We start from the raw sequence: 18,313 nt of genomic DNA, 5'->3' as shown, positions 1-18,313 counted from the left end.
ATCTCATCTACTTATTTGTAAGTGTCTTAAAAACAATTTGTTATTATTTTATTGTTCATGATTTTGGTCATTTGTAAAGCATAAGAGTTTGTTTACTTTTAATCTATATTTAAAAAATACTATTATGCGTAGTTATAGAGACAGACCCAAAGGCCGCTACATTCAAAAAGCTTCTTTAAAAGATTTGTATATGCTTACTAAAAGTTGGAGAAACAATTTAGAGTTTTGTCTTTTTGAAATTGAATTTCTTGAACAATTAGTTGAGGCTAGTTTTGTAAAGCTTCTATTAAATGAAGATTTAGATAAGTTGGTAGACTTAAGAAGAGAGTTGTCAGAAGTAAAAAATCAATCCAAGAGCATACAAAACAGTATTCAAGTACAATTATTTCATAATGTTGATATAATAGATAATCCTTCAAATTATGATACTTCAATTTTTAGACATGAACATGGGTTACTTGAAGATAGAATTGCAGAGTTTTTGAAAATTTTAAAGCTATTGAAATATGTAGTTTTTAAAATTACAAGAAATGTTCTTGAAAGTGATAAACCCAAATTTATTTGGAAATATAACTAACCTACTAAATAATTTGTTAAAGTAGTAACTAAACTGTTTTTACAGTGTGTGTTGAATTATTTGTCATCAGTTAAATATCTGCTAAGAAAGCTTTTGCGTAGTTTGTTTCTTGCATCTTCTATTAATTGGTTTGCTTCCTGTATCGTAATCCCTTTAATTACTGAAATTTCATCTACGTTAAAACTATATTTTGAATAAAGTTCAAAAACTGATTGCATATGTAATGGTAATTTATGTAGTATCATTTGCATATGTTTTTGAGTTTTAGCTTCGCTTAATTCTTCGTCAAGTTTGTCTATATAACCTTGTTCCTCATCTTCAACAAAAACGTGATTTAATGTATAATCATTCTTATGAAAAGAACTATCGTCTAATTCATCCATCATTAATAAATCACCTTCAGCATCGGCACTAAATTTTTCTTCCATTTCATCCCATTCAGGTTTAGAGTAATCATCAATATTTCTAAAAAAGAGATCATCAAACTCTTCTTCTTCAATAATGTTTTCTAGTAGTTGATCTGTTTTTTGAAATAACCACAAATAGAAATCTTTTGCTTTTTTTACTTCTTCTATATGTTCATAAACTTCTATAAATAACTGGTCGACAAAATCATCAGGCTTGTACTTGTTTTTATGAAAATGCCCTTTTTTAATAGCGGCAACTAATCGTTGTTTAACGTACTTTCTAATGCCTGGTAAAATTTTCAATATTAGTTTATTGAAAATTTCCTTATCTCCTTTTTCTTTTGATTTAAGGAGGTCAGGGAATATTTGTGCTACAAATATGTGAAACTCTCGTTGCTGGTAATTCATTTTAGTACTTTTTTCTATTTTTAATTATAGAGTCTAATTTATTTATCAGACTCTAAGTTTTTTTTAGCTTCTTCATAGGCTTCTTTTGAAATTTCACCTTTCGAGAAGCGCTTTTTCAAAATATCTAACGGACTATCTTTTTTTGTTCTTAGGAAAGGGAAATTGTACGACACAGCGAAAAGGCAAATAATAAAAATAATCCATATAAACCACCATATAACATGTATGTCAAAGTAATGTTTGTAATAATGCATGGTGTTTGTTTTTAAGTTAAATACTTTTGGACATATTATTATTCTTTATTATCCGAAGTTTTCTTGGTGCTCATGTTTTCCATACAGGATTGAAAGCACGTATTGCTTATGATACCTTTTTGATGCATCATTTGTAGCATGTTGTGCATCTTAGTGCTGTCATTCATCATTTGATACATCATATTTTTATTTCCCATCATGTTATTCATCATCATATTATTATTCATCATCATTTGCATGGCATGTTCATTATTGTGCATCGTTTCCATGAATTCTGTCATGTATTCATGATTTTCTGCGATAGACTTAAAAATTCTCTCTTTTGTTTCTTGATCTTTAAGAATCTTATCTACGTCTGGTTTTTGATTACAGCTAATTAGTATTTGGGATCCAAGGATTAACAAAAGAATTATAGATTTTTTCATGGTGCTGAATTTTGTAGATTAATGTTGAATTAATCATGATATTGATAACTAAAGTAAAATGAACTTTTTTTATTTGAAATGATATTCGTCATATGTAAAGAGCTTATAGAAAGAAATATTGGTATTGATTATTTGCGTAAATTTACTGATAGGTAGTGTTTTAGGTGATATTTGTCATTTTAGATTTTACCGAAGTTCAATACATTGATGTGTTAAAATAGAATATAAATGAAAATCTCATTGGAAAGAAAAAATTTGTACGGCTACATCATAAATAGTATTATGGTTATAGTGCTTGGTATTATTTATTGGAAACAAATGAATGACACTGGTAGTAGTTTGTGGAACTGGATTTCATTGGCACTAATAATTGTTATTCTAGGGATGCTTACAACAGTGTTTTTTATTTTAAAAGCACAGCTCAAGGCCAAAAAACAATCGGAAGCAGCACTTTTAAAGAATCAGAAATTATTACAATCAATAATAAATAACACCACTAACGCCATTTCTGTAAAAAAGATAAATGGTGAATATATACTGGTAAATGAGAAGTATCAATCTTTTTTTGGAGGGTCGGAGAAAAATTTAATCGGAAAAACGAATCACGATATTTTACCTAAAGAAATTGCCGATAGATATCTTGAAGCCGATTTAGAGGTTATAAAAGCAGGTGAGGAAATTCAAATAGAAGAAGTTGTTGAGCAATCTGATGGACCACACACGTATTTATCTGTAAAATTCCCTTTATTAGATGCATCCAACAGGGTATACGCTATTGGAAATATTTCTACAGACATTACAGAAAGGAAGGTGATAACAGAATCTCAAAAAGCAGCGGATACTTTCTTTAATATTTCAATTGATAGTCTTGTCATTGCCTCTAATGAGAGATTTATAAAAGTAAATCCGTCATTAAGTAACCTTTTAGGATATACTACTGAGGAACTGATAAGCAATCCATTTGCTAATTATATTCTTCCTGATGACCTTGAAATGACACAAGAGGCAATTAAAAAGTTAGAAAGTGGAGCTAACCTAGTAAGTTTTAACAACCGATGGATATGTAAAGATGAGAGTATTAAGTGGCTGTCTTGGAATGCTACTTCTGATTTGAATACAGGTAGGTTATATGCCGTTGTAAGAGATATTACCGAAGATCTATTACTCCAAGAAGAGAATGAGAAAAGGATGAATGAACTGTATGAGAATCAACAAAAACTAAACATGATTCTAGAAAATATTAGTGATGGAGTATTAGTTGCGAATACTGATAAACAGGTTATATTGGCTAATGAGGTAGCAAATGAGCTTTTTGGGATAGAAGATGATTCTAAAATTTCTATTGATTTTTCAGATCATTTTAAAGTGTTAAATCCACATGGAGGAAGGACTTTTCCAGCACAAAATCTTCCAGCAGAACAGGCTTTAGTAGGTAAAATCACCAACGATATTGATGTGTTATTGATGAATAAAGAAACGAATAATATTAGAAGGGTTTTATTGAGTGGAAGGCCTATAATAGATAATGAAAATAATATAGCAGCTGTAGTTGTAACGATTAAAGATATAAGCAGGTATAAAATGCTAGAAGAAGAATTAGAAAGAAAAGACCAAGAGTCAAGACGAAGAATCGGTTTTAAAAGTACCGATTCAAAAAAGAAAAAGTAATTATACTTATGACAATATTGCTCTTCTAAATAAGCAATGTATTAGTTATTTGATTTCTTTTCAGCTTTTTTCTTTTGCTTTTCTAATTTTCTAAAATAACCTCGTGTTAAAAAATTGTGCTTAAAGGCTTCCATGTTTTCATTAAACTTTTCTGTTCCTTCATTTATATTTTTAAGTGTAGATTTTAGACTATTTACTAAAGAAGTGTCTTTTGTAATATAATTAAAAGCTCCTTTACTAGAGTTAACATCACGGACTAAAACATTAATATTACCAATAAGACTATCAACTTTAGAGCTTGAAACTTCTAAGTTGGAAACAATAGTTTTTAGCTTGTTGCCTGAAATAGTATCATTAATCAACATACCTAAAACAGTATCATCATTTGTTTTTAACGAAACCATTATTTGATTTAATTCATTAACAGTATTTGATGCTCCTTGACTTACTTTTTTAAGATTAGCAACAGATTGTTTTAAATCTTTGGCCATAATAGTATCGTTTAATAAAACCCCTAAAGTACCTTTACCTTCTAATAACTTATTGGTTATTTTTAAAAGATCAGCAGTAAGTTTTGCGGCATTTTTATTAGTAATATTTAAGGTGTTTAAAATATCATCTGTTCCCAGTTTATCGGCAGACTTAATTACATCACCATTGCTAATTGTAGGCTCCAATCTTTCTCCTGGAACAATGTTTACAAGCATATTACCTACTAAACCATCTGAACCTATAGTTGCTATAGCATCTTTTTGTATATGACTAGCTATTTTTTTGTCAATAGCCATATCTACTTTAATTGTAGAATCGTTGATCATAGTTATTTCTTTTACAGTCCCTATATCAATTCCTGAATAACGCACATTGTTCCCATTTTGTAATCCGTTAATATTTTGGAAATAAGCGCTAATGGTGAAGTTTTTTTTGAACATACTTTGTCGCTGTCCAATAAGGTAAATGACAATAAGAAAAATTATTGTGCCTATAGATACAAATAGCCCTAGTCTGAATTTTTGTGAGTTTGTTTTTTTCATAATACTTATTTAAAAAAAGCTTTGATTTTAGGGTCTTCAGAGTTTGATAATTCCTTAAATGTACCAACGGCATAGTCAATACCATCAATAAGTAATATCATTCTGTCCGAGATAACTCGTGCACAGTCTACATCATGGGTAATAATTAGCGATGATGTATTGTATTTTTTCTGAATATCTTGCATTAAGATAATAATTTCTTTCGCAGTAATAGGGTCTAGCCCACTTGTAGGTTCGTCGTATAAAATAATTTTTGGTTGTAAAATAAGTGTTCGAGCTAGCGCAACTCGTCGTTTCATTCCTCCAGATAATTCTGCAGGCATCATGTCTATTGTGTGTGCTAATCCAACATTTTCCAAGGCTTCAATAACCAACTTTTCGGTATCAATCAGCTTTCCATTCTGTTTTCTATGACCACGTAGAGGGAATTCTAAATTTTCTCGGACGGTCATAGAGTCATATAAAGCACTTCCTTGAAATAAAAAACCAATATCAGCTCTTAGGACATCTAAGGCTTGTTGATCCAGTTTTGTAATATCATGATGCATTACAGAAATGATTCCTTTGTCGGCTTCCATTAAACCGACTAAACATTTAATCATAACCGATTTTCCAGAGCCTGATTTTCCCATAACAACAAGGTTTTCGCCTTTATAAAGTTGCATATTAAATCCGTTAAGCACATGGTTGTCTCCAAAGGCTTTGTGTAAGTCTTTAATTTCAAGAACTATCTTTTTGTCAGGCATATTACTCATAACTCAAAAAAGATATCGGTTACAAAAACAGCTATAAAATCAATAATGAATAACAATAAGGATGTAGATACTACAGCGGTGTTAGTAGCCTTACCTACACCTGCCGTTCCTTCTTTACAATTATATCCTTTAAAACAGCCTATAAGTCCTATCGCCGCTCCAAAGAAGAACGATTTTATTGTGGCAGGAACCACATCTCCAAACTTTAAACCATCTAGTACTTGGTTAAAATACAATACAAATGAGACATTTCCTTTTACGTTTTCAACTAAAAAGGATCCAAATAAAGCAATGGTATCGGCTATAATTACTAATAAAGGAAGCATAAAAGTAACGGCTAAAACTCTAGTAACAACTAAATATTTAAAAGGATTTATACCAGATACTTCCATCGCATCTATTTGCTCGGTAACACGCATAGAACCTAATTCGGCACCAATACCAGAACCTATTTTACCAGCACAAACTAAAGCAGTAATAATTGGGCCTATTTCTCTAACAATTGAAATACCAACCATAGAGGGCATCCAAGATACAGCGCCAAATTCCATTAATGTAGGACGAGTTTGTAGGGTTATTACTAATCCAATGATAAAACCAGTAACCCCCACTAAAAGTAAGGAACGATTACCTATTTGATAGCACTGTTGCAGTAACTCTTTTAATTCAAACGGTTGCTTAAAGGTTTCTTTAAAAAAACGAGAGGTAAAAAGGGATAATTCTCCAATTTCTATAAAAAAAGACTTTAGCTGCTTAGTTATGGCATCAAAGCGTAGCATAAGTTAAATTTAATGTTATCATTAAATGTATATGAACCAAAAGGTGTTCAAAATGATAAAAATCATATTGTGAAACTGATAGATATCATTTCAAATAAAACATTTTGAATATAAATTTAAGTATAAAATTTTAAGTAAATATGTTATGAGTATAGGTTTAGTTCTTTCTGGTGGAGGTAGTAGAGGAATTGCTCATGTTGGGACGATTAAAGCTTTAGAAGAGTTTGGTCTTTTTCCAACACATATTTCTGGAGCTAGTATAGGAGCTATTGTTGGTTCATTATATGCTTATGGTTATGGTTGGAAAGAGATGTTAGAGTTTTTTAAAAGTGTTCAAATATTAGATATTAAAAAATATGCATTTAGAAAACCAGGACTTATTGATACTGAAAAGTTTTATAAGCAGTTTAATGCTTATTTAAAGGAAGACAGTTTTAGTCATCTTAAAAAGCCATTAGTAATTACAGCGACAGATATTTTAAATGGAACTCTAAAAACATTTAATACGGGAGAACTGATAAGACCAGTATTGGCATCTGCAGCCTTCCCAGGTGTTTTTGCTCCTGTTAAGATTAATAATTCTTATTATATAGACGGGGGAACACTTAATAATTTTCCAGTAGAGTTATTAAAACCACAATGTGATATTATAATAGGGAGTTATGTAAATGGATTCAACGCTATGACCATTAATGAGTTAAAATACCCTCATAATGTGATGAAGCGTGCTTTTAGGTTAAAATATTTTAAGGATGATTATGAGAAATTTAACGATTGCACTCTAGTGATTTCATCAAAAAGAGTAAGTAAGTATGGTATTTTTGATAAAAAACATCTTGATGAAGTTTTTAATATAGGTTATAATGAAGCGAAAGAAGCATTGACAAATCAACTAACATTTAAACAAGTAACAGCTTTAAAGAAAGCTATAAACTGATAATTGTCATTTAAAAAGACTATTAGCAAACTTACCTTTACTAAGTAACCCTGATGAATATAAAGACAACATCAAAGAATGCTAAAGTTATTAAAAATTACTTCTACCCTTATCTTCTTAATTATTTTAAAGTTTTGTTTTTTAAGAGATGAAAATGTAGCTTTAAAGGAAAAAGCAATTGGAGGTAAAGTTAAGGCTCAATCTACTTTGCCAGTAAAGGTTAAAGTTCATAACAATATCCTTATAGAAAATTATTTTGAGTATTTAGATTCGATTGTTAAAAAGTATGATTCATTAGTTCCTTATGTGTTAACAGAGCACCTTTTAGTTCGATCAAATCCTTGGATTATAGATACACTTCAAAATACTGACTATTATAGGATGAAAGCGAAAGATTCTTTTGTCTTTGATCAGAAAAAAATGATAGTCCTACCCAAAGGAGCATTAATAGTTATTCCAGATTCTACAGCTGCGAAAAAGATGCTTAATTCTTTTCAAAAAACTAGTATAAATATTAACATTCCAGAGTTTAAACTTAGAATATATGAAGATTCTTTGAAGTTGTATGATTTTCCCATAAGGGTTGGAAGAAATGAGGAAAAATATCTTAAAATGTCTGATAGGGTAGAGGATTTAAAAACTAAAACGGGAAAAGGTTTAATTGTAAATCACGTTCGTAAACCACGATATGTTAATCCAGTTAATAACCATGAGTACTTTACTACTAAAAGAGATGATAATAGAGTAACCAAGCTTCCTCAAATTCCTTTTACAGAAACAGAAATAAATGGATTACGCTATGGTCAAATGATACATCCAACAACAAACCCGGTAACTTTAGGAAAGGCATATTCAAATGGTTGTATTGGAATAAAGGAAGCAGATGCTTGGGTGGTTTATTATTATACACCTATAGGTACAAAAATAGAGATAAGGTATAATTTGGAGATCTTAGACGAAAAAGGGAACAAAAAGTATTTAAAAAATATTTATAAAAAGTAATTTTTTATTTTAATACTACGCATTGGTGAGTTCATTTTTACTTGTTTTATTCTCTTCCCAACAATTTAAATTATAAATAGTGGTTTCAGCAATATTGGTTATCGCTTCTCTAGTTAAAAAGGCATGATGACCAGTAATGAGTACGTTTGGCATTGCTATTAATTTCACTAAAAGATTATCTTCAAGAGCTTTTTGAGAATCATTACAAAAAAAAACACCTTTTTCTTTTTCGTATACATCAATACCTAAAGCACCAATTTTTCCCTTTTCTAACCCCGCTATTATATGTTCCGTATTTATAATGGCACCTCTAGCAGTATTGATAATAATAACACCTTCTTTCATTTTAGAAATTAAGTTATCGTTAATCAAGTGGTGGGTTTCAGTAGTTAAAGGTGTGTGTAAAGAAATAACATCAGCCTCTTTACATAGGGTCTTTAAAGGTACATATTGCAACTGATAAGAATTCACTAATTCTTTATTCTCCTTAATATCATATCCCAGTAACTTACACCCAAAACCATGCATAATTTTACACATAACCGAACCTATTTTTCCTGTTCCAACAATGCCTATTGTTTTGTCGTTTAAATCAAAACCAATAAGGTTGTCTTGAGTAAAATTAAAATTACTTATACGTTTATTAGACTCTATCAGTTTTCTATTTAAAGCTAATAACAATGCGGTAGCATGTTCAGCAATAGCATGAGGTGAGTAAGCAGGTACATTTGCTACTTTTATGTTTAAGTTAGCGGCTGTTTTTAAATCTACATTGTCGTATCCAGCAGATCTTAAAGTAATGTGTTTAATGCTTAGATCATTTAGTTTTTCAAGAATAGCAGTGTTAGCTTCATCTGCTGCAAATATGGATATTGCATCATACCCCTTAGCTAATATCACAGTTTTTAAAGATAAAGCCTCTTTTGTAAATGTTAGTTTATGTTTTCCTTTATTGGCTTTTTCTAAATAAGGTACCTCAAATTTTTTGGAACTATATACGAGTACTTTCATGGGTAAGAAAATGAATTAAACAGTTTCTAAATTATTAATTCAAGAATTGAAGGACAATGATATTTGTCATCCACAAATAGGTAGGTAATTAAAAAGTTTTTTTAAAGAAAGTATCTATATTCGTTAGTAATACGGATTCTGAAGCCGATTAAATATTAGCAAAAAACAAGACTAAGATTAAAATGAGTAAGCCTACTAAAAAACTACTATAAGCTAGCTCTAAATAAAAAAAACCACGTTTCATTTCTTTTTCTAATAAATACATAATTCGAACTTGGTTCCCTATTTGTAACTCTTGGCTTTTTAACACTTTATTATAGGCTTCTTCATATTCGTCTAAAGTTTTGTCACTAGACATACCAATCATAAATAAGTTTTCCTCTTTTTTCTTGTATTTAGAGACAATATCTTTTTTGAATCTTCTTAGAAATGAGAGACTATTAGGTTTAGAGGCTAAAATGGAAAAAAGTAAAGAAACAAAGGAGGTTACGATTAAAATAGCTGCGATTTTAACCCCAAAGTTGATTGAAGTAATATAATTAAAGAAAATTACGGAGGCAGAAAGGATAGTAGCATTTACACGCAGCATAATAGCAGCTTTCCTGTCTATTAAATTTAAAGTATTCAGGTAAAATTTGTTTTGATTTCTCTGGTAAGTAGCAAAAGATTTTCGAGGCTCTTTTCTAGTAGTGTACATGCCTGTGTTTTCAAGAAAATCGGTTTCTTTGGTAATCATAGTAGTCATCCCTATAAAGTTTATGCGATAAAAGTTTACCGAGAGCACTTTTGTTTATGAGGAGTTATGGTTTAGTTTTGTTTCATTTACGAATCTTTTATTGACTAATTCAATGCTTTAATGATACTGTAAAATTAAATCGCTTGTTGATTTGTTAATTTATTTTTTCAGAATGAAAAAATACTTCCCGAGGAGTGCCCCTAAAGTTACAAAAAAAATACGATTTTATGGTAGGTTATGATTAGGTAGGAAAGACTTGGGTTTAGTGGTGATTGATTAGGGATTTTTTAAGATGAAAAGTTTTTGTGCTAACTACCAGGTAGTAAATGTGTTATAAATAAAAAGCACCAACGTAATGTTGATGCTTTAAATGTGGTCCCACCTGGACTCGAACCAGGGACCACCTGATTATGAGTCAGGTGCTCTAACCAACTGAGCTATAGGACCAGTTTTCTTAGGTGTGCAAAAATAAAAACTTTTTTAAATAAAAAGCTATTTTTTTACACTTTTCTACTCATTAAATTCATACCAAAGGCACGTAAACCTTCTTTGTTCTCATCACTAATGTCTAAGTGGTTTAAACTTTCGAATGACTTATTTGTGTAATACTCAATAAGTTTGTGTGTTTCTTCAGGGATATTATTCTTTTCAAAAATAGAAGAAACAACCGCTATTTTTTCTGTATTATTTTTTTGTTTTCCGTTGTATAAAACACGTAAGTTTTCTTTGTCATTAGCATTGGCTACTTCCAAAGCCTTTAAATAAAGGTATGTTTTTTTGTTTTCAATGATATCTCCTCCTACTTGTTTTCCAAAAGATTCAGGATCACCAAACGTATCTAAGTAATCATCTTGTAGCTGAAAAGCAATACCTAAATTCAATCCATAGTCATATAAGTGTTGTGCTTGCTCTTCATCAACTTTAGCAACAATAGCTCCCATTTTTAAAGCAGCGGCAACTAAAACAGAAGTTTTAAGGGTAATCATTTTAATGTATTCGTCAATGGTTACATCATTTCTGGTTTCAAAATCTACATCCAGTTGCTGACCGTCACAAACTTCTAAAGCTGTTTTACTAAAAAGCTGAGCTAATTTTTGAAAAACCACAGGCTCGTAATTCTCAAAATATTGATAGGCTAAAATTAGCATAGCGTCACCCGAAAGAATTCCTGTATTAATGTTCCATTTTTCATGAACCGTTTCGTTTCCTCTTCGTAAAGGGGCATCGTCCATAATATCATCGTGCACTAAAGTAAAGTTGTGAAAAACTTCAACAGCTAATGCTGCAGGTAATGCCTTTTGATAATCACCAGAAAAAACATCTGAAGCAATAAGTGTTAGTAACGGACGGATTCTTTTTCCTCCCAATTGAAGAATGTAATCTATTGGTTCATAAAGGTTTTTAGGTTCTCTTGAAAACTTCTGAGATTCTAAATAAGTGATAAAGTCTGATTGATATGATAGTATGTCCAAATCTGAAAATTTTTGTAAAAATACGGTAAACATAAATTTTAATTATAAGGGTATGTTAAAAAATGATTAAAACTCCGGAAACTTTTTTTGTTTCTAAAGTTTCCTGTTGTACTTTTGCAGGCAATTATGGTAGATAAAATAATAGATAAAGCAGGAGAAATGTTTTTAACCTTAGGGTTTAAAAGCACAACGATGGATGATATTGCGAGAGAACTTGGGGTATCTAAAAAAACCTTATACAAGTACTTTCCTAATAAAACAGCTTTAGTAGATGCAAGTACTGAGGCAGTTCATAATACAATTAGTGAAACGATTAATAAAGTTAAAAGTGAAAATTACAATGCAGTAGAGGAAGAGTTTGCGGTAAAAGCAATTTTTAAAGAGATGTTTAAAAATGCCAAGACTTCACCCATGTTTCAATTAAAAAAGTATTACCCGGAAACTTATACGAAGTTAATAGAACGTGAGGTATGTATGTTTAGAGATTGTAATATAGATAATTTAGAAAAAGGCATTAACCAAGGATTGTACAGACCAGAAATTAAAAGAGATCTTTTAGTGAATTTTTATTTCACGTTGGTTTTTGGAGTGTTTGAAAGTGAATTGTACAGTAACGACATGCAACAGGTAATGCAAATTGAGTATGAGATTTTAGAATATCACATAAGAGCAATTGCTACAGCAAAAGGAGTGAAAGAATTAGAAAAACAATTAAAGAATATAAATCTAAATTAAAAACAATGAGGAAATACATATACAGTGTATTTGTGTTCTTTTTTACGAGTTTTATACTTGCTCAAGAAAAAGAAATGAGTTTATCAATGCAAGAAGCTATTGATTATGCTATAAAGAACAGCTACGAAAATAAAGTCTCTTTAAACAATATAGAGGCGGCAAAAAAGAAAAAATGGGAAACTACCACGATTGGATTACCTCAAATTAATGGAAAGGTAGATTATCAAAATTGGTTAAAACAACAAGTATCTTTACTACCAGCTGCAGCTTTTGATAATACACAAAGTACCATAGACGTTGTTGAAGATTATTTTGATGGTGCAACAAGAAATGGTAAAGAGGTTACATCGCCAACTGGTTTTATACCATTACGTTTTGGAACAAAGCAAACAATGAATGCTTCTGTAACTTTAACTCAGTTGCTTTTTGATGGTTCGTATTTGGTAGGCTTGCAATCAGCAAAAACTTATTTAAAAATCTCTGAACAAGCTAAGGAAAAGACAGAGTTAGCAACACGAGAGGCAGTAGTTAATGCTTATGGTAATGTATTGATTACTGAAAAAACGATAGAGATTTTAGAAAGAAATAAAGAAGTTCTTGAAAAAAACTTAGACGAAACCCAAAAAACCTATGATAATGGGTTAACGGAGTTAGAAAATGTAGAGCAATTACAAATTACTTTAGGAAATATTGAAAGTAATTTAAGAAATGCAGAGAGGTTAAAAGAGATTGCTTATCAAATGCTAAACATATCGTTAGGAAATCCAATCGATGTAAAACTAACACTGACTTCTAACTTAGATAACTTGGTTATTGAGAACACTGATTTAAGTTTATTAAGCACACAATTTAATATTGACAATCATATTGATTTTAAAATCGCTCAAAACGACAGAGAGAGTAAACGTTTATTGATGAAGTTTGAAAAAAGTAAGGCTTTGCCTAGCTTATCGGCTTTTATAAATTATGGAGCAAACGCAAACTCTGATGACTTTAATTTTTTCAGCAGCGATCAAAAATGGTTTGACTATTCTTTATTTGGTGTAAGCTTAAACGTACCTATATTCAGTAGTTTCGGTAGAAGTTCAAGAACTGCGCAAGCAAGAATAGAATTAGAGAGTGCTGATATTCGATTAGAAGAAGCAAAGCAAAAATTAAACTTACAAGTAAAAACTGCAAAGAGCGAATATCAATTAGGAATAGAGAATTATGAAACAGCTAAGAAAAACTTGGCTTTAGCAGAAAGAATTGAAAAGAAACAACAAGTAAAGTTTTTTGAAGGGATTTCTTCAAGTTTTGATCTATTACAGGCACAAAACCAGTTATACACACAACAAAACAATTACGTACAATCTATGTTGAATGTAATTGCTAAAAAAGCACAACTAGAAAACGCATTAAACATACCACTAAAATAAAATCAACTATAATGAGAAAAATATATTCACTATTCATAATTACACTTCTTTTAGCTTCATGTGGAGGTAAAAAAGAACAATCTGTTCAAGATGTAATTGCTTCTAACGATTTAGCGAAAATTCGAGAGAAAAAAGTGTCGTTGGATGCGCAAATGCAAACATTAGCAGATGAGATCAAAGTTTTAAACGATAAAATTTCTGAGCTAGATACCAATAAAAAAGTTCCTTTAATTACCGTACTTTCAGCTAAAGAAGAAGTGTTTAATCACTACTTAGAGTTACAAGGAAATGTTCAAACGAAACAAAATGTTTTAATATATCCTGAAATGCCAGGACTGTTAGTACGCATTTATGTTAAAGAAGGACAATATGTAAAAAAGGGACAAACTTTAGCTAAAATTGATGACGGAGGTTTAGCAAATCAATTAGCACAAGTTGAAGCGCAAGCAGCTTTAGCAGAAACTACGTACAAGCGTCAAAAACGTTTATGGGAGCAAAAAATAGGTTCTGAAATTCAGTTTTTACAAGCTAAAACTAGTTATGAAGCGCAAACAAATGCAGCAAGCCAATTAAGAAGACAATTAGCTAAATCAGTAATTACAGCACCATTTTCTGGAGTTATAGATGACGTAATTAAAGAGCAAGGTACTGTGGTTGCTCCAGGTATGGGTTCTGAAGTTTTCAGAATTGTAAACTTAAAAGATATGTATATAGAAACAGATGTACCTGAAAGCTATATAACCTCTATCAAAAAAGGAAAAGCTGTTGAAGTAGAGTTCCCAATTTTAGGAGAAAAATTGACTTCAAAGATTCGTCAAGCGGGGAATTTTATCAATCCAGCAAACAGAACTTTCAAAGTTGAGGTGGGTGTTCCAAATCAAGATGGTAAAATCAAACCTAACTTAACTGCTAAGTTGAAAATTAACGATTACTCAAACGAAAAAGCATTATTAATTCCTCAAAGTATCATTTCTGAAAATGCAAATGGAGAGCAATACATTTATGTGGTTGAAAATATAAAAGATCAGGTAGGTACTGCTAAGCAAACAATTATAAGTACAGGGAAAACTCAAGGAGATATTATAGAAGTTTTAAGCGGAGTTGAAAGCGGAGCAATAATTATTGAAGAAGGAGCACGTAGTGTTAAAAATGGACAAGAAGTAAAAATTTTAACGGCTTCTCAAGACGCAAAATAATTCATTAAAGTTACACGACTGATGACTGAAAAACAAAAAAAACAAGTAGATAAAGAATTTGGCTTATCCTCTTGGGCAATTAATAATAAAATGACCATCTATGTAATGATGGTAATCATTTTTATTTTTGGTATATCTGCTTTTTTAAGCATGCCAAGAGAAAATTTCCCTGAAATTAGAGAAACTAAAATTTATATTAGTTCTCTGTATCCTGGAAATACAGCGGAAGACATAGAAAAACTAATTACTGACCCTATTGAAGATAGGCTAAAAACGGTAAGTAATGTGGTTGAAATCACTTCTACCTCGCAAGAAGATTACTCAATGGTAATTGTGGAGTTTGACGAGAAAATTACAGTAGATCAAGCAAAACAAAAGGTAAAAGATGAAATAGACCAAGAAACTTCGAGTGAAGACTGGCCTACATTTAATGGTGCTAAGGTAGAACCTAATGTGTTCGAGTTAAGCCTTTCAGAAGAAATGCCAATTTTAAATATCAACATTTCGGGAGATTATCCGGTTGAAAAATTAAAAGAGTTCGGTGAATATTTAGAAGACGAAATCGAAGATTTATCTGAAATTAAAAAAGTTGATATCCGTGGTGCTGAAGAAAAAGAAGTTGAGGTAGCTGTTGATATTTATAAAATGATGGCGGCAAGAGTAAGTTTTCAAGATGTTATCAATTCTATAAATGGAGGAAACTTAACGATGTCTGCAGGAAATTTAATTGCTAGTGGACAAAGAAGAACTATAAGAATTTTAGGGGAAATTGAAAATCCACAAGAATTACAAGATTTTGTGGTAAAATCTGAAAAAGGAAACTCAATCTATTTAAAAGATATCGCAAAAGTATCTTTTAAAGATAAAGACAAAACTACGTATGCACGTGAGTTTGGAGAGGCAGTAGTGATGTTGGATGTAAAAAAACGTTCAGGGAAAAACATGGTAGAGGCAGCTGAAAAAATTCAAAAAATTGTTCAGCATGCCAAAGCAGATGTATTTCCAAGTAATTTAAAAGTTACTGTTGCGAATGACCAATCTTCTAAAACCATTGGACAAGTAGACGATTTAGTAAATAACATCATTTTCGGGGTAATCTTAGTGGTATTGGTATTGATGTTCTTCCTAGGATTCAAAAATGCCTTATTTGTTGGGTTTGCTATCCCTATGTCAATGTTTATGTCGTTGATGATATTGAGTTGGGCTGGTTACACGATGAATACCATGATTCTTTTCGGATTAATTATGGGGCTGGGTATGTTGGTAGATAATGGTATTGTAGTTGTTGAAAACGTGTATCGTTTAATGGATGAAGGGATGCCTAGAATTGAAGCAGCTAAAAAAGGAATCGGAGAAATCGCATTCCCAATTATTATATCAACATTAACGACTGTAGCAGCTTTTGTTCCTTTAGGAATGTGGCCTGGAACTATGGGGCAATTCATGAAGTATTTCCCAATAACACTTTCTGCGGTATTAGGATCCTCATTATTTGTAGCTATTTTCTTTAACTCAGTAATGGTGTCACAATTTATGAGTGTGGAAGATAAAAATATGCCGTTAAGACGTATCATTATCTTATCGTCTACTATGGCAATCATAGGTTTGTTAATAGCTTTGTTGGGGGGAACGTATAGAGCTTTAGGTACAGTGATGATTTTTACCTCGATTATGTTATGGGTGTACCGTTTGGCATTAAGACCATGGGCAAATCGTTTTCAAAATACGGTGTTACCACGTTGGGAACGTTTTTATGAAAGAGTGTTGAGAGGATCTCTTAAAGGATGGAGACCGTATATAATTTCTGTAGCAACTTTTGTGCTATTGATTATAGCTTTTGGAGGATTTGGGGCTTCAATTGGAAGTCAGAGGACTAAAGTAGAATTTTTCCCAGATAACACACCAAACCAGATTATTGTATATATCGAGTATCCTCAAGGAACCGATATTGAAAAAACAAATCTGATAATGAAAGATTTGGAAGAGCGTGTATATAAAGTGTTGAATTCACCTGAATATGTTGATAAAGGGTATAATTTCTTGGTAGAGAGTGCAGTTTCTCAAGTAGGAGCAGGTTCAGGAAACCCACAAACTGATGGAGGTTCAACAGCAGAGATGCCTCATAGAGGAAAAATTACAGCGTCAATGCGTGAGTATAAGGATCGTAGAGGAGCGGATAGTAAAGAGTTGCAAAAGAAAGTAACTGAGGCTTTACGTGGAATTTATCCAGGATTGGAAATCTCGGTTGAAAAAGAAGCTGTAGGGCCTCCTGCTGGATATCCAATTAATATCGAATTAGAGGGAGATGATTATGCTGAATTGATCAATACTGCTGAGAAAATGCGTGATTTTATCAATTCTAAGAGTATAGCAGGTATCGACGAGTTAAAAATAGATGTGAATAAGTCTAAGCCTTCAATGTTGGTAAATGTTGATCGTAAAAAAGCAGGTGAATTAGGTGTTAGCTCTTCTCAAGTAGGAAGTCAATTACGTAATGCTATTTTTGGGGCGAAGGCAGGAATCTATAAAGAAGATGGTGATGATTACGATATCTATGTTCGTTTTAATAAAGAGAATAGATATAACAAGAGTGCTATTTTCAATCAAAAGATTACCTTTAGAGATATGGCTACAGGAACGATTAAGGAAATTCCTGTATCAGCAGTAGCCGAAGAAACTAATACATCTGGTTTTAGTGCTATTAAGCATAAAGATGTAAAAAGAGTGGTAACAGTGTATTCAGCTTTAGCACCGGGGTATACGGATGCAGCAGCAATTGTTTCTAAAATTCAAAATGAAATGAAGACGTTTACTGAAAAACCAGATTCAGTAAAAATTGATTACACAGGACAAATTGAGGAGCAAAACAAGCAAATGGCATTCTTAATGAAAGCGTTTTTTGGTGGGTTAGGATTGATTTTCTTGATTTTAATTTTCCAGTTCAACTCTGTTTCAAAACCTGCAATTATCATGTTAGCAATCTTCTTAAGTTTAATCGGAGTTTTTGGAGGATTGATAATTACCGCAAAACCATTCGTAATTATGATGACAATGATGGGGATCATTTCACTTGCGGGTATTGTGGTAAATAACGGAGTAGTCCTCTTGGATTATACCCAGTTATTGATTGATAGAAAGAAAGTAGAACATGGATTGTCAGCAGATGAGTTTGTTGATATAAATACTTTAGGAGAAGCAATCATAAGAGGAGGTAGAGCTCGTTTGCGTCCAGTACTATTAACGGCTATTACCACTATTTTAGGATTGATTCCATTGGCAACAGGATTGAATATTAATTTCTTTACCTTAGCTAGTGAGCTAGATGCACACGTATATGTTGGAGGGGATAACGTAATCTTCTGGGGTCCATTAGCATGGACAGTTATTTATGGATTATTTATCGCTACCTTCTTAACATTAATTGTAGTACCGATATTATTCTACTTAATCACTAAGTTCAAAATGTGGTTACGTAGCGTTTTATAATTGATTTTTTGTT

Annotated in this window: 17 protein-coding genes and 1 tRNA gene; 8 read left to right on the top strand and 10 right to left on the bottom strand. The window is 31.5% G+C overall.

Translation table 11 applies throughout. From position 1 onward, the window contains the following. Positions 1-124 precede the first annotated feature (124 nt). Positions 125-577: a hypothetical protein gene (locus ACQY6M_RS07370; protein ID WP_428741020.1), complete on the top strand. Its 453-nt coding sequence runs from the start codon at positions 125-127 to the stop codon at positions 575-577. A gap of 56 nt (positions 578-633) precedes the next feature. Here the strand turns inward: ACQY6M_RS07370 and ACQY6M_RS07365 are convergent, their stop codons facing one another. Genes ACQY6M_RS07365 through ACQY6M_RS07355 form a run of 3 tightly spaced genes read right to left on the bottom strand, consistent with a single transcriptional unit; the run spans position 634 to position 2,071 of the window. Then, complete coding sequence (locus tag ACQY6M_RS07365; RefSeq protein WP_428741021.1) at positions 634-1,392, bottom strand: sigma-70 family RNA polymerase sigma factor; 759 nt, start codon at positions 1,390-1,392, stop codon at positions 634-636. A 38-nt stretch (positions 1,393-1,430) separates the two neighbouring features. Beyond that, positions 1,431-1,646: an SHOCT domain-containing protein gene (locus tag ACQY6M_RS07360; protein WP_428741022.1), complete on the bottom strand. Its 216-nt coding sequence runs from the start codon at positions 1,644-1,646 to the stop codon at positions 1,431-1,433. A 38-nt stretch (positions 1,647-1,684) separates the two neighbouring features. Continuing rightward, positions 1,685-2,071, bottom strand: coding sequence for a hypothetical protein (locus ACQY6M_RS07355; protein WP_428744938.1), 387 nt, complete (start codon positions 2,069-2,071; stop codon positions 1,685-1,687). A gap of 228 nt (positions 2,072-2,299) precedes the next feature. Between ACQY6M_RS07355 and ACQY6M_RS07350 the strand changes: the two genes are divergently transcribed. Then, positions 2,300-3,739, top strand: coding sequence for a PAS domain S-box protein (locus ACQY6M_RS07350; RefSeq protein ID WP_428741024.1), 1,440 nt, complete (start codon positions 2,300-2,302; stop codon positions 3,737-3,739). Between the two features lie 41 nt (positions 3,740-3,780). Here ACQY6M_RS07350 and ACQY6M_RS07345 read toward each other — a convergent pair whose 3' ends face one another. From ACQY6M_RS07345 to ACQY6M_RS07335, 3 genes are read right to left on the bottom strand one after another with little or no spacing between them, the layout of a single operon-like run. Next, on the bottom strand, positions 3,781-4,773 hold the full coding sequence (locus ACQY6M_RS07345) for an MlaD family protein (protein ID WP_428741025.1): 993 nt from the start codon (positions 4,771-4,773) through the stop codon (positions 3,781-3,783). A gap of 5 nt (positions 4,774-4,778) precedes the next feature. Then, positions 4,779-5,528 (bottom strand): ABC transporter ATP-binding protein, encoded by a 750-nt coding sequence (locus ACQY6M_RS07340; protein WP_428741026.1) that lies wholly within the window; start codon positions 5,526-5,528, stop codon positions 4,779-4,781. After that, on the bottom strand, positions 5,525-6,307 hold the full coding sequence (locus ACQY6M_RS07335; RefSeq protein WP_428741027.1) for an MlaE family ABC transporter permease: 783 nt from the start codon (positions 6,305-6,307) through the stop codon (positions 5,525-5,527). The genes ACQY6M_RS07340 and ACQY6M_RS07335 overlap by 4 nt, the downstream gene beginning before the upstream one ends. Positions 6,308-6,452: 145 nt before the next feature. Between ACQY6M_RS07335 and ACQY6M_RS07330 the strand changes: the two genes are divergently transcribed. Both ACQY6M_RS07330 and ACQY6M_RS07325 read left to right on the top strand, forming a co-directional pair. Continuing rightward, complete coding sequence (locus ACQY6M_RS07330; RefSeq protein ID WP_428741028.1) at positions 6,453-7,244, top strand: patatin-like phospholipase family protein; 792 nt, start codon at positions 6,453-6,455, stop codon at positions 7,242-7,244. A gap of 78 nt (positions 7,245-7,322) precedes the next feature. Next, positions 7,323-8,246, top strand: a complete 924-nt coding sequence (locus ACQY6M_RS07325) for a L,D-transpeptidase (RefSeq protein WP_428741029.1) — start codon at positions 7,323-7,325, stop codon at positions 8,244-8,246. Positions 8,247-8,261: 15 nt separating this feature from the next. Here ACQY6M_RS07325 and ACQY6M_RS07320 read toward each other — a convergent pair whose 3' ends face one another. The 4 genes from ACQY6M_RS07320 to ACQY6M_RS07305 form a co-directional block, all read right to left on the bottom strand. Next, positions 8,262-9,257 (bottom strand): 2-hydroxyacid dehydrogenase, encoded by a 996-nt coding sequence (locus ACQY6M_RS07320; RefSeq protein ID WP_428742641.1) that lies wholly within the window; start codon positions 9,255-9,257, stop codon positions 8,262-8,264. Between the two features lie 148 nt (positions 9,258-9,405). Further along, the gene (locus ACQY6M_RS07315; protein WP_428742640.1) at positions 9,406-10,002 is read right to left on the bottom strand and encodes a hypothetical protein; all 597 of its coding nucleotides are present in this window, start codon (positions 10,000-10,002) and stop codon (positions 9,406-9,408) included. A gap of 364 nt (positions 10,003-10,366) precedes the next feature. After that, positions 10,367-10,440: transfer RNA gene (locus ACQY6M_RS07310), tRNA-Ile, on the bottom strand. Positions 10,441-10,493: 53 nt separating this feature from the next. Next, positions 10,494-11,498 (bottom strand): polyprenyl synthetase family protein, encoded by a 1,005-nt coding sequence (locus ACQY6M_RS07305; protein WP_428742639.1) that lies wholly within the window; start codon positions 11,496-11,498, stop codon positions 10,494-10,496. Between the two features lie 93 nt (positions 11,499-11,591). Here ACQY6M_RS07305 and ACQY6M_RS07300 point away from each other — a divergent pair, with 93 nt between their 5' ends. The 4 genes from ACQY6M_RS07300 to ACQY6M_RS07285 are packed head-to-tail and all read left to right on the top strand — an operon-like array spanning position 11,592 to position 18,300. Then, complete coding sequence (locus tag ACQY6M_RS07300; protein WP_428742638.1) at positions 11,592-12,200, top strand: TetR/AcrR family transcriptional regulator; 609 nt, start codon at positions 11,592-11,594, stop codon at positions 12,198-12,200. A gap of 5 nt (positions 12,201-12,205) precedes the next feature. After that, entirely contained in the window at positions 12,206-13,618 is a 1,413-nt protein-coding gene (locus ACQY6M_RS07295) for a TolC family protein (protein ID WP_428742637.1), read from the top strand. 11 nt (positions 13,619-13,629) lie between these two features. Next, a complete protein-coding gene (locus ACQY6M_RS07290; RefSeq protein ID WP_428742636.1) occupies positions 13,630-14,814 on the top strand; it encodes an efflux RND transporter periplasmic adaptor subunit in 1,185 nt (394 codons plus the stop codon). A gap of 21 nt (positions 14,815-14,835) precedes the next feature. Next, positions 14,836-18,300: an efflux RND transporter permease subunit gene (locus ACQY6M_RS07285; protein WP_428742635.1), complete on the top strand. Its 3,465-nt coding sequence runs from the start codon at positions 14,836-14,838 to the stop codon at positions 18,298-18,300. The last annotated feature ends 13 nt before the right edge of the window (positions 18,301-18,313 follow it).

It is taken from the genome of Tenacibaculum sp., from assembly GCF_050290165.1.
In the GTDB taxonomy this organism is placed as follows: domain Bacteria; phylum Bacteroidota; class Bacteroidia; order Flavobacteriales; family Flavobacteriaceae; genus Polaribacter.
The sequence above is the reverse complement of the archived record's forward strand: the minus strand, read 5'-3'. Positions and strand labels throughout refer to the sequence as shown.

Coding starts and splice junctions, on each gene's coding strand:
- ACQY6M_RS07305 (WP_428742639.1), bottom strand. CDS start 11,498: ATGTTTACCGTATTTTTACAAAAATTTTCAGATTTGGACATACTATCA.
- ACQY6M_RS07345 (WP_428741025.1), bottom strand. CDS start 4,773: ATGAAAAAAACAAACTCACAAAAATTCAGACTAGGGCTATTTGTATCT.
- ACQY6M_RS07290 (WP_428742636.1), top strand. CDS start 13,630: ATGAGAAAAATATATTCACTATTCATAATTACACTTCTTTTAGCTTCA.
- ACQY6M_RS07300 (WP_428742638.1), top strand. CDS start 11,592: ATGGTAGATAAAATAATAGATAAAGCAGGAGAAATGTTTTTAACCTTA.
- ACQY6M_RS07340 (WP_428741026.1), bottom strand. CDS start 5,528: ATGAGTAATATGCCTGACAAAAAGATAGTTCTTGAAATTAAAGACTTA.
- ACQY6M_RS07330 (WP_428741028.1), top strand. CDS start 6,453: ATGAGTATAGGTTTAGTTCTTTCTGGTGGAGGTAGTAGAGGAATTGCT.
- ACQY6M_RS07365 (WP_428741021.1), bottom strand. CDS start 1,392: ATGAATTACCAGCAACGAGAGTTTCACATATTTGTAGCACAAATATTC.
- ACQY6M_RS07350 (WP_428741024.1), top strand. CDS start 2,300: ATGAAAATCTCATTGGAAAGAAAAAATTTGTACGGCTACATCATAAAT.
- ACQY6M_RS07370 (WP_428741020.1), top strand. CDS start 125: ATGCGTAGTTATAGAGACAGACCCAAAGGCCGCTACATTCAAAAAGCT.
- ACQY6M_RS07320 (WP_428742641.1), bottom strand. CDS start 9,257: ATGAAAGTACTCGTATATAGTTCCAAAAAATTTGAGGTACCTTATTTA.
- ACQY6M_RS07360 (WP_428741022.1), bottom strand. CDS start 1,646: ATGCATTATTACAAACATTACTTTGACATACATGTTATATGGTGGTTT.
- ACQY6M_RS07295 (WP_428742637.1), top strand. CDS start 12,206: ATGAGGAAATACATATACAGTGTATTTGTGTTCTTTTTTACGAGTTTT.
- ACQY6M_RS07285 (WP_428742635.1), top strand. CDS start 14,836: ATGACTGAAAAACAAAAAAAACAAGTAGATAAAGAATTTGGCTTATCC.
- ACQY6M_RS07315 (WP_428742640.1), bottom strand. CDS start 10,002: ATGACTACTATGATTACCAAAGAAACCGATTTTCTTGAAAACACAGGC.
- ACQY6M_RS07335 (WP_428741027.1), bottom strand. CDS start 6,307: ATGCTACGCTTTGATGCCATAACTAAGCAGCTAAAGTCTTTTTTTATA.
- ACQY6M_RS07355 (WP_428744938.1), bottom strand. CDS start 2,071: ATGAAAAAATCTATAATTCTTTTGTTAATCCTTGGATCCCAAATACTA.
- ACQY6M_RS07325 (WP_428741029.1), top strand. CDS start 7,323: ATGCTAAAGTTATTAAAAATTACTTCTACCCTTATCTTCTTAATTATT.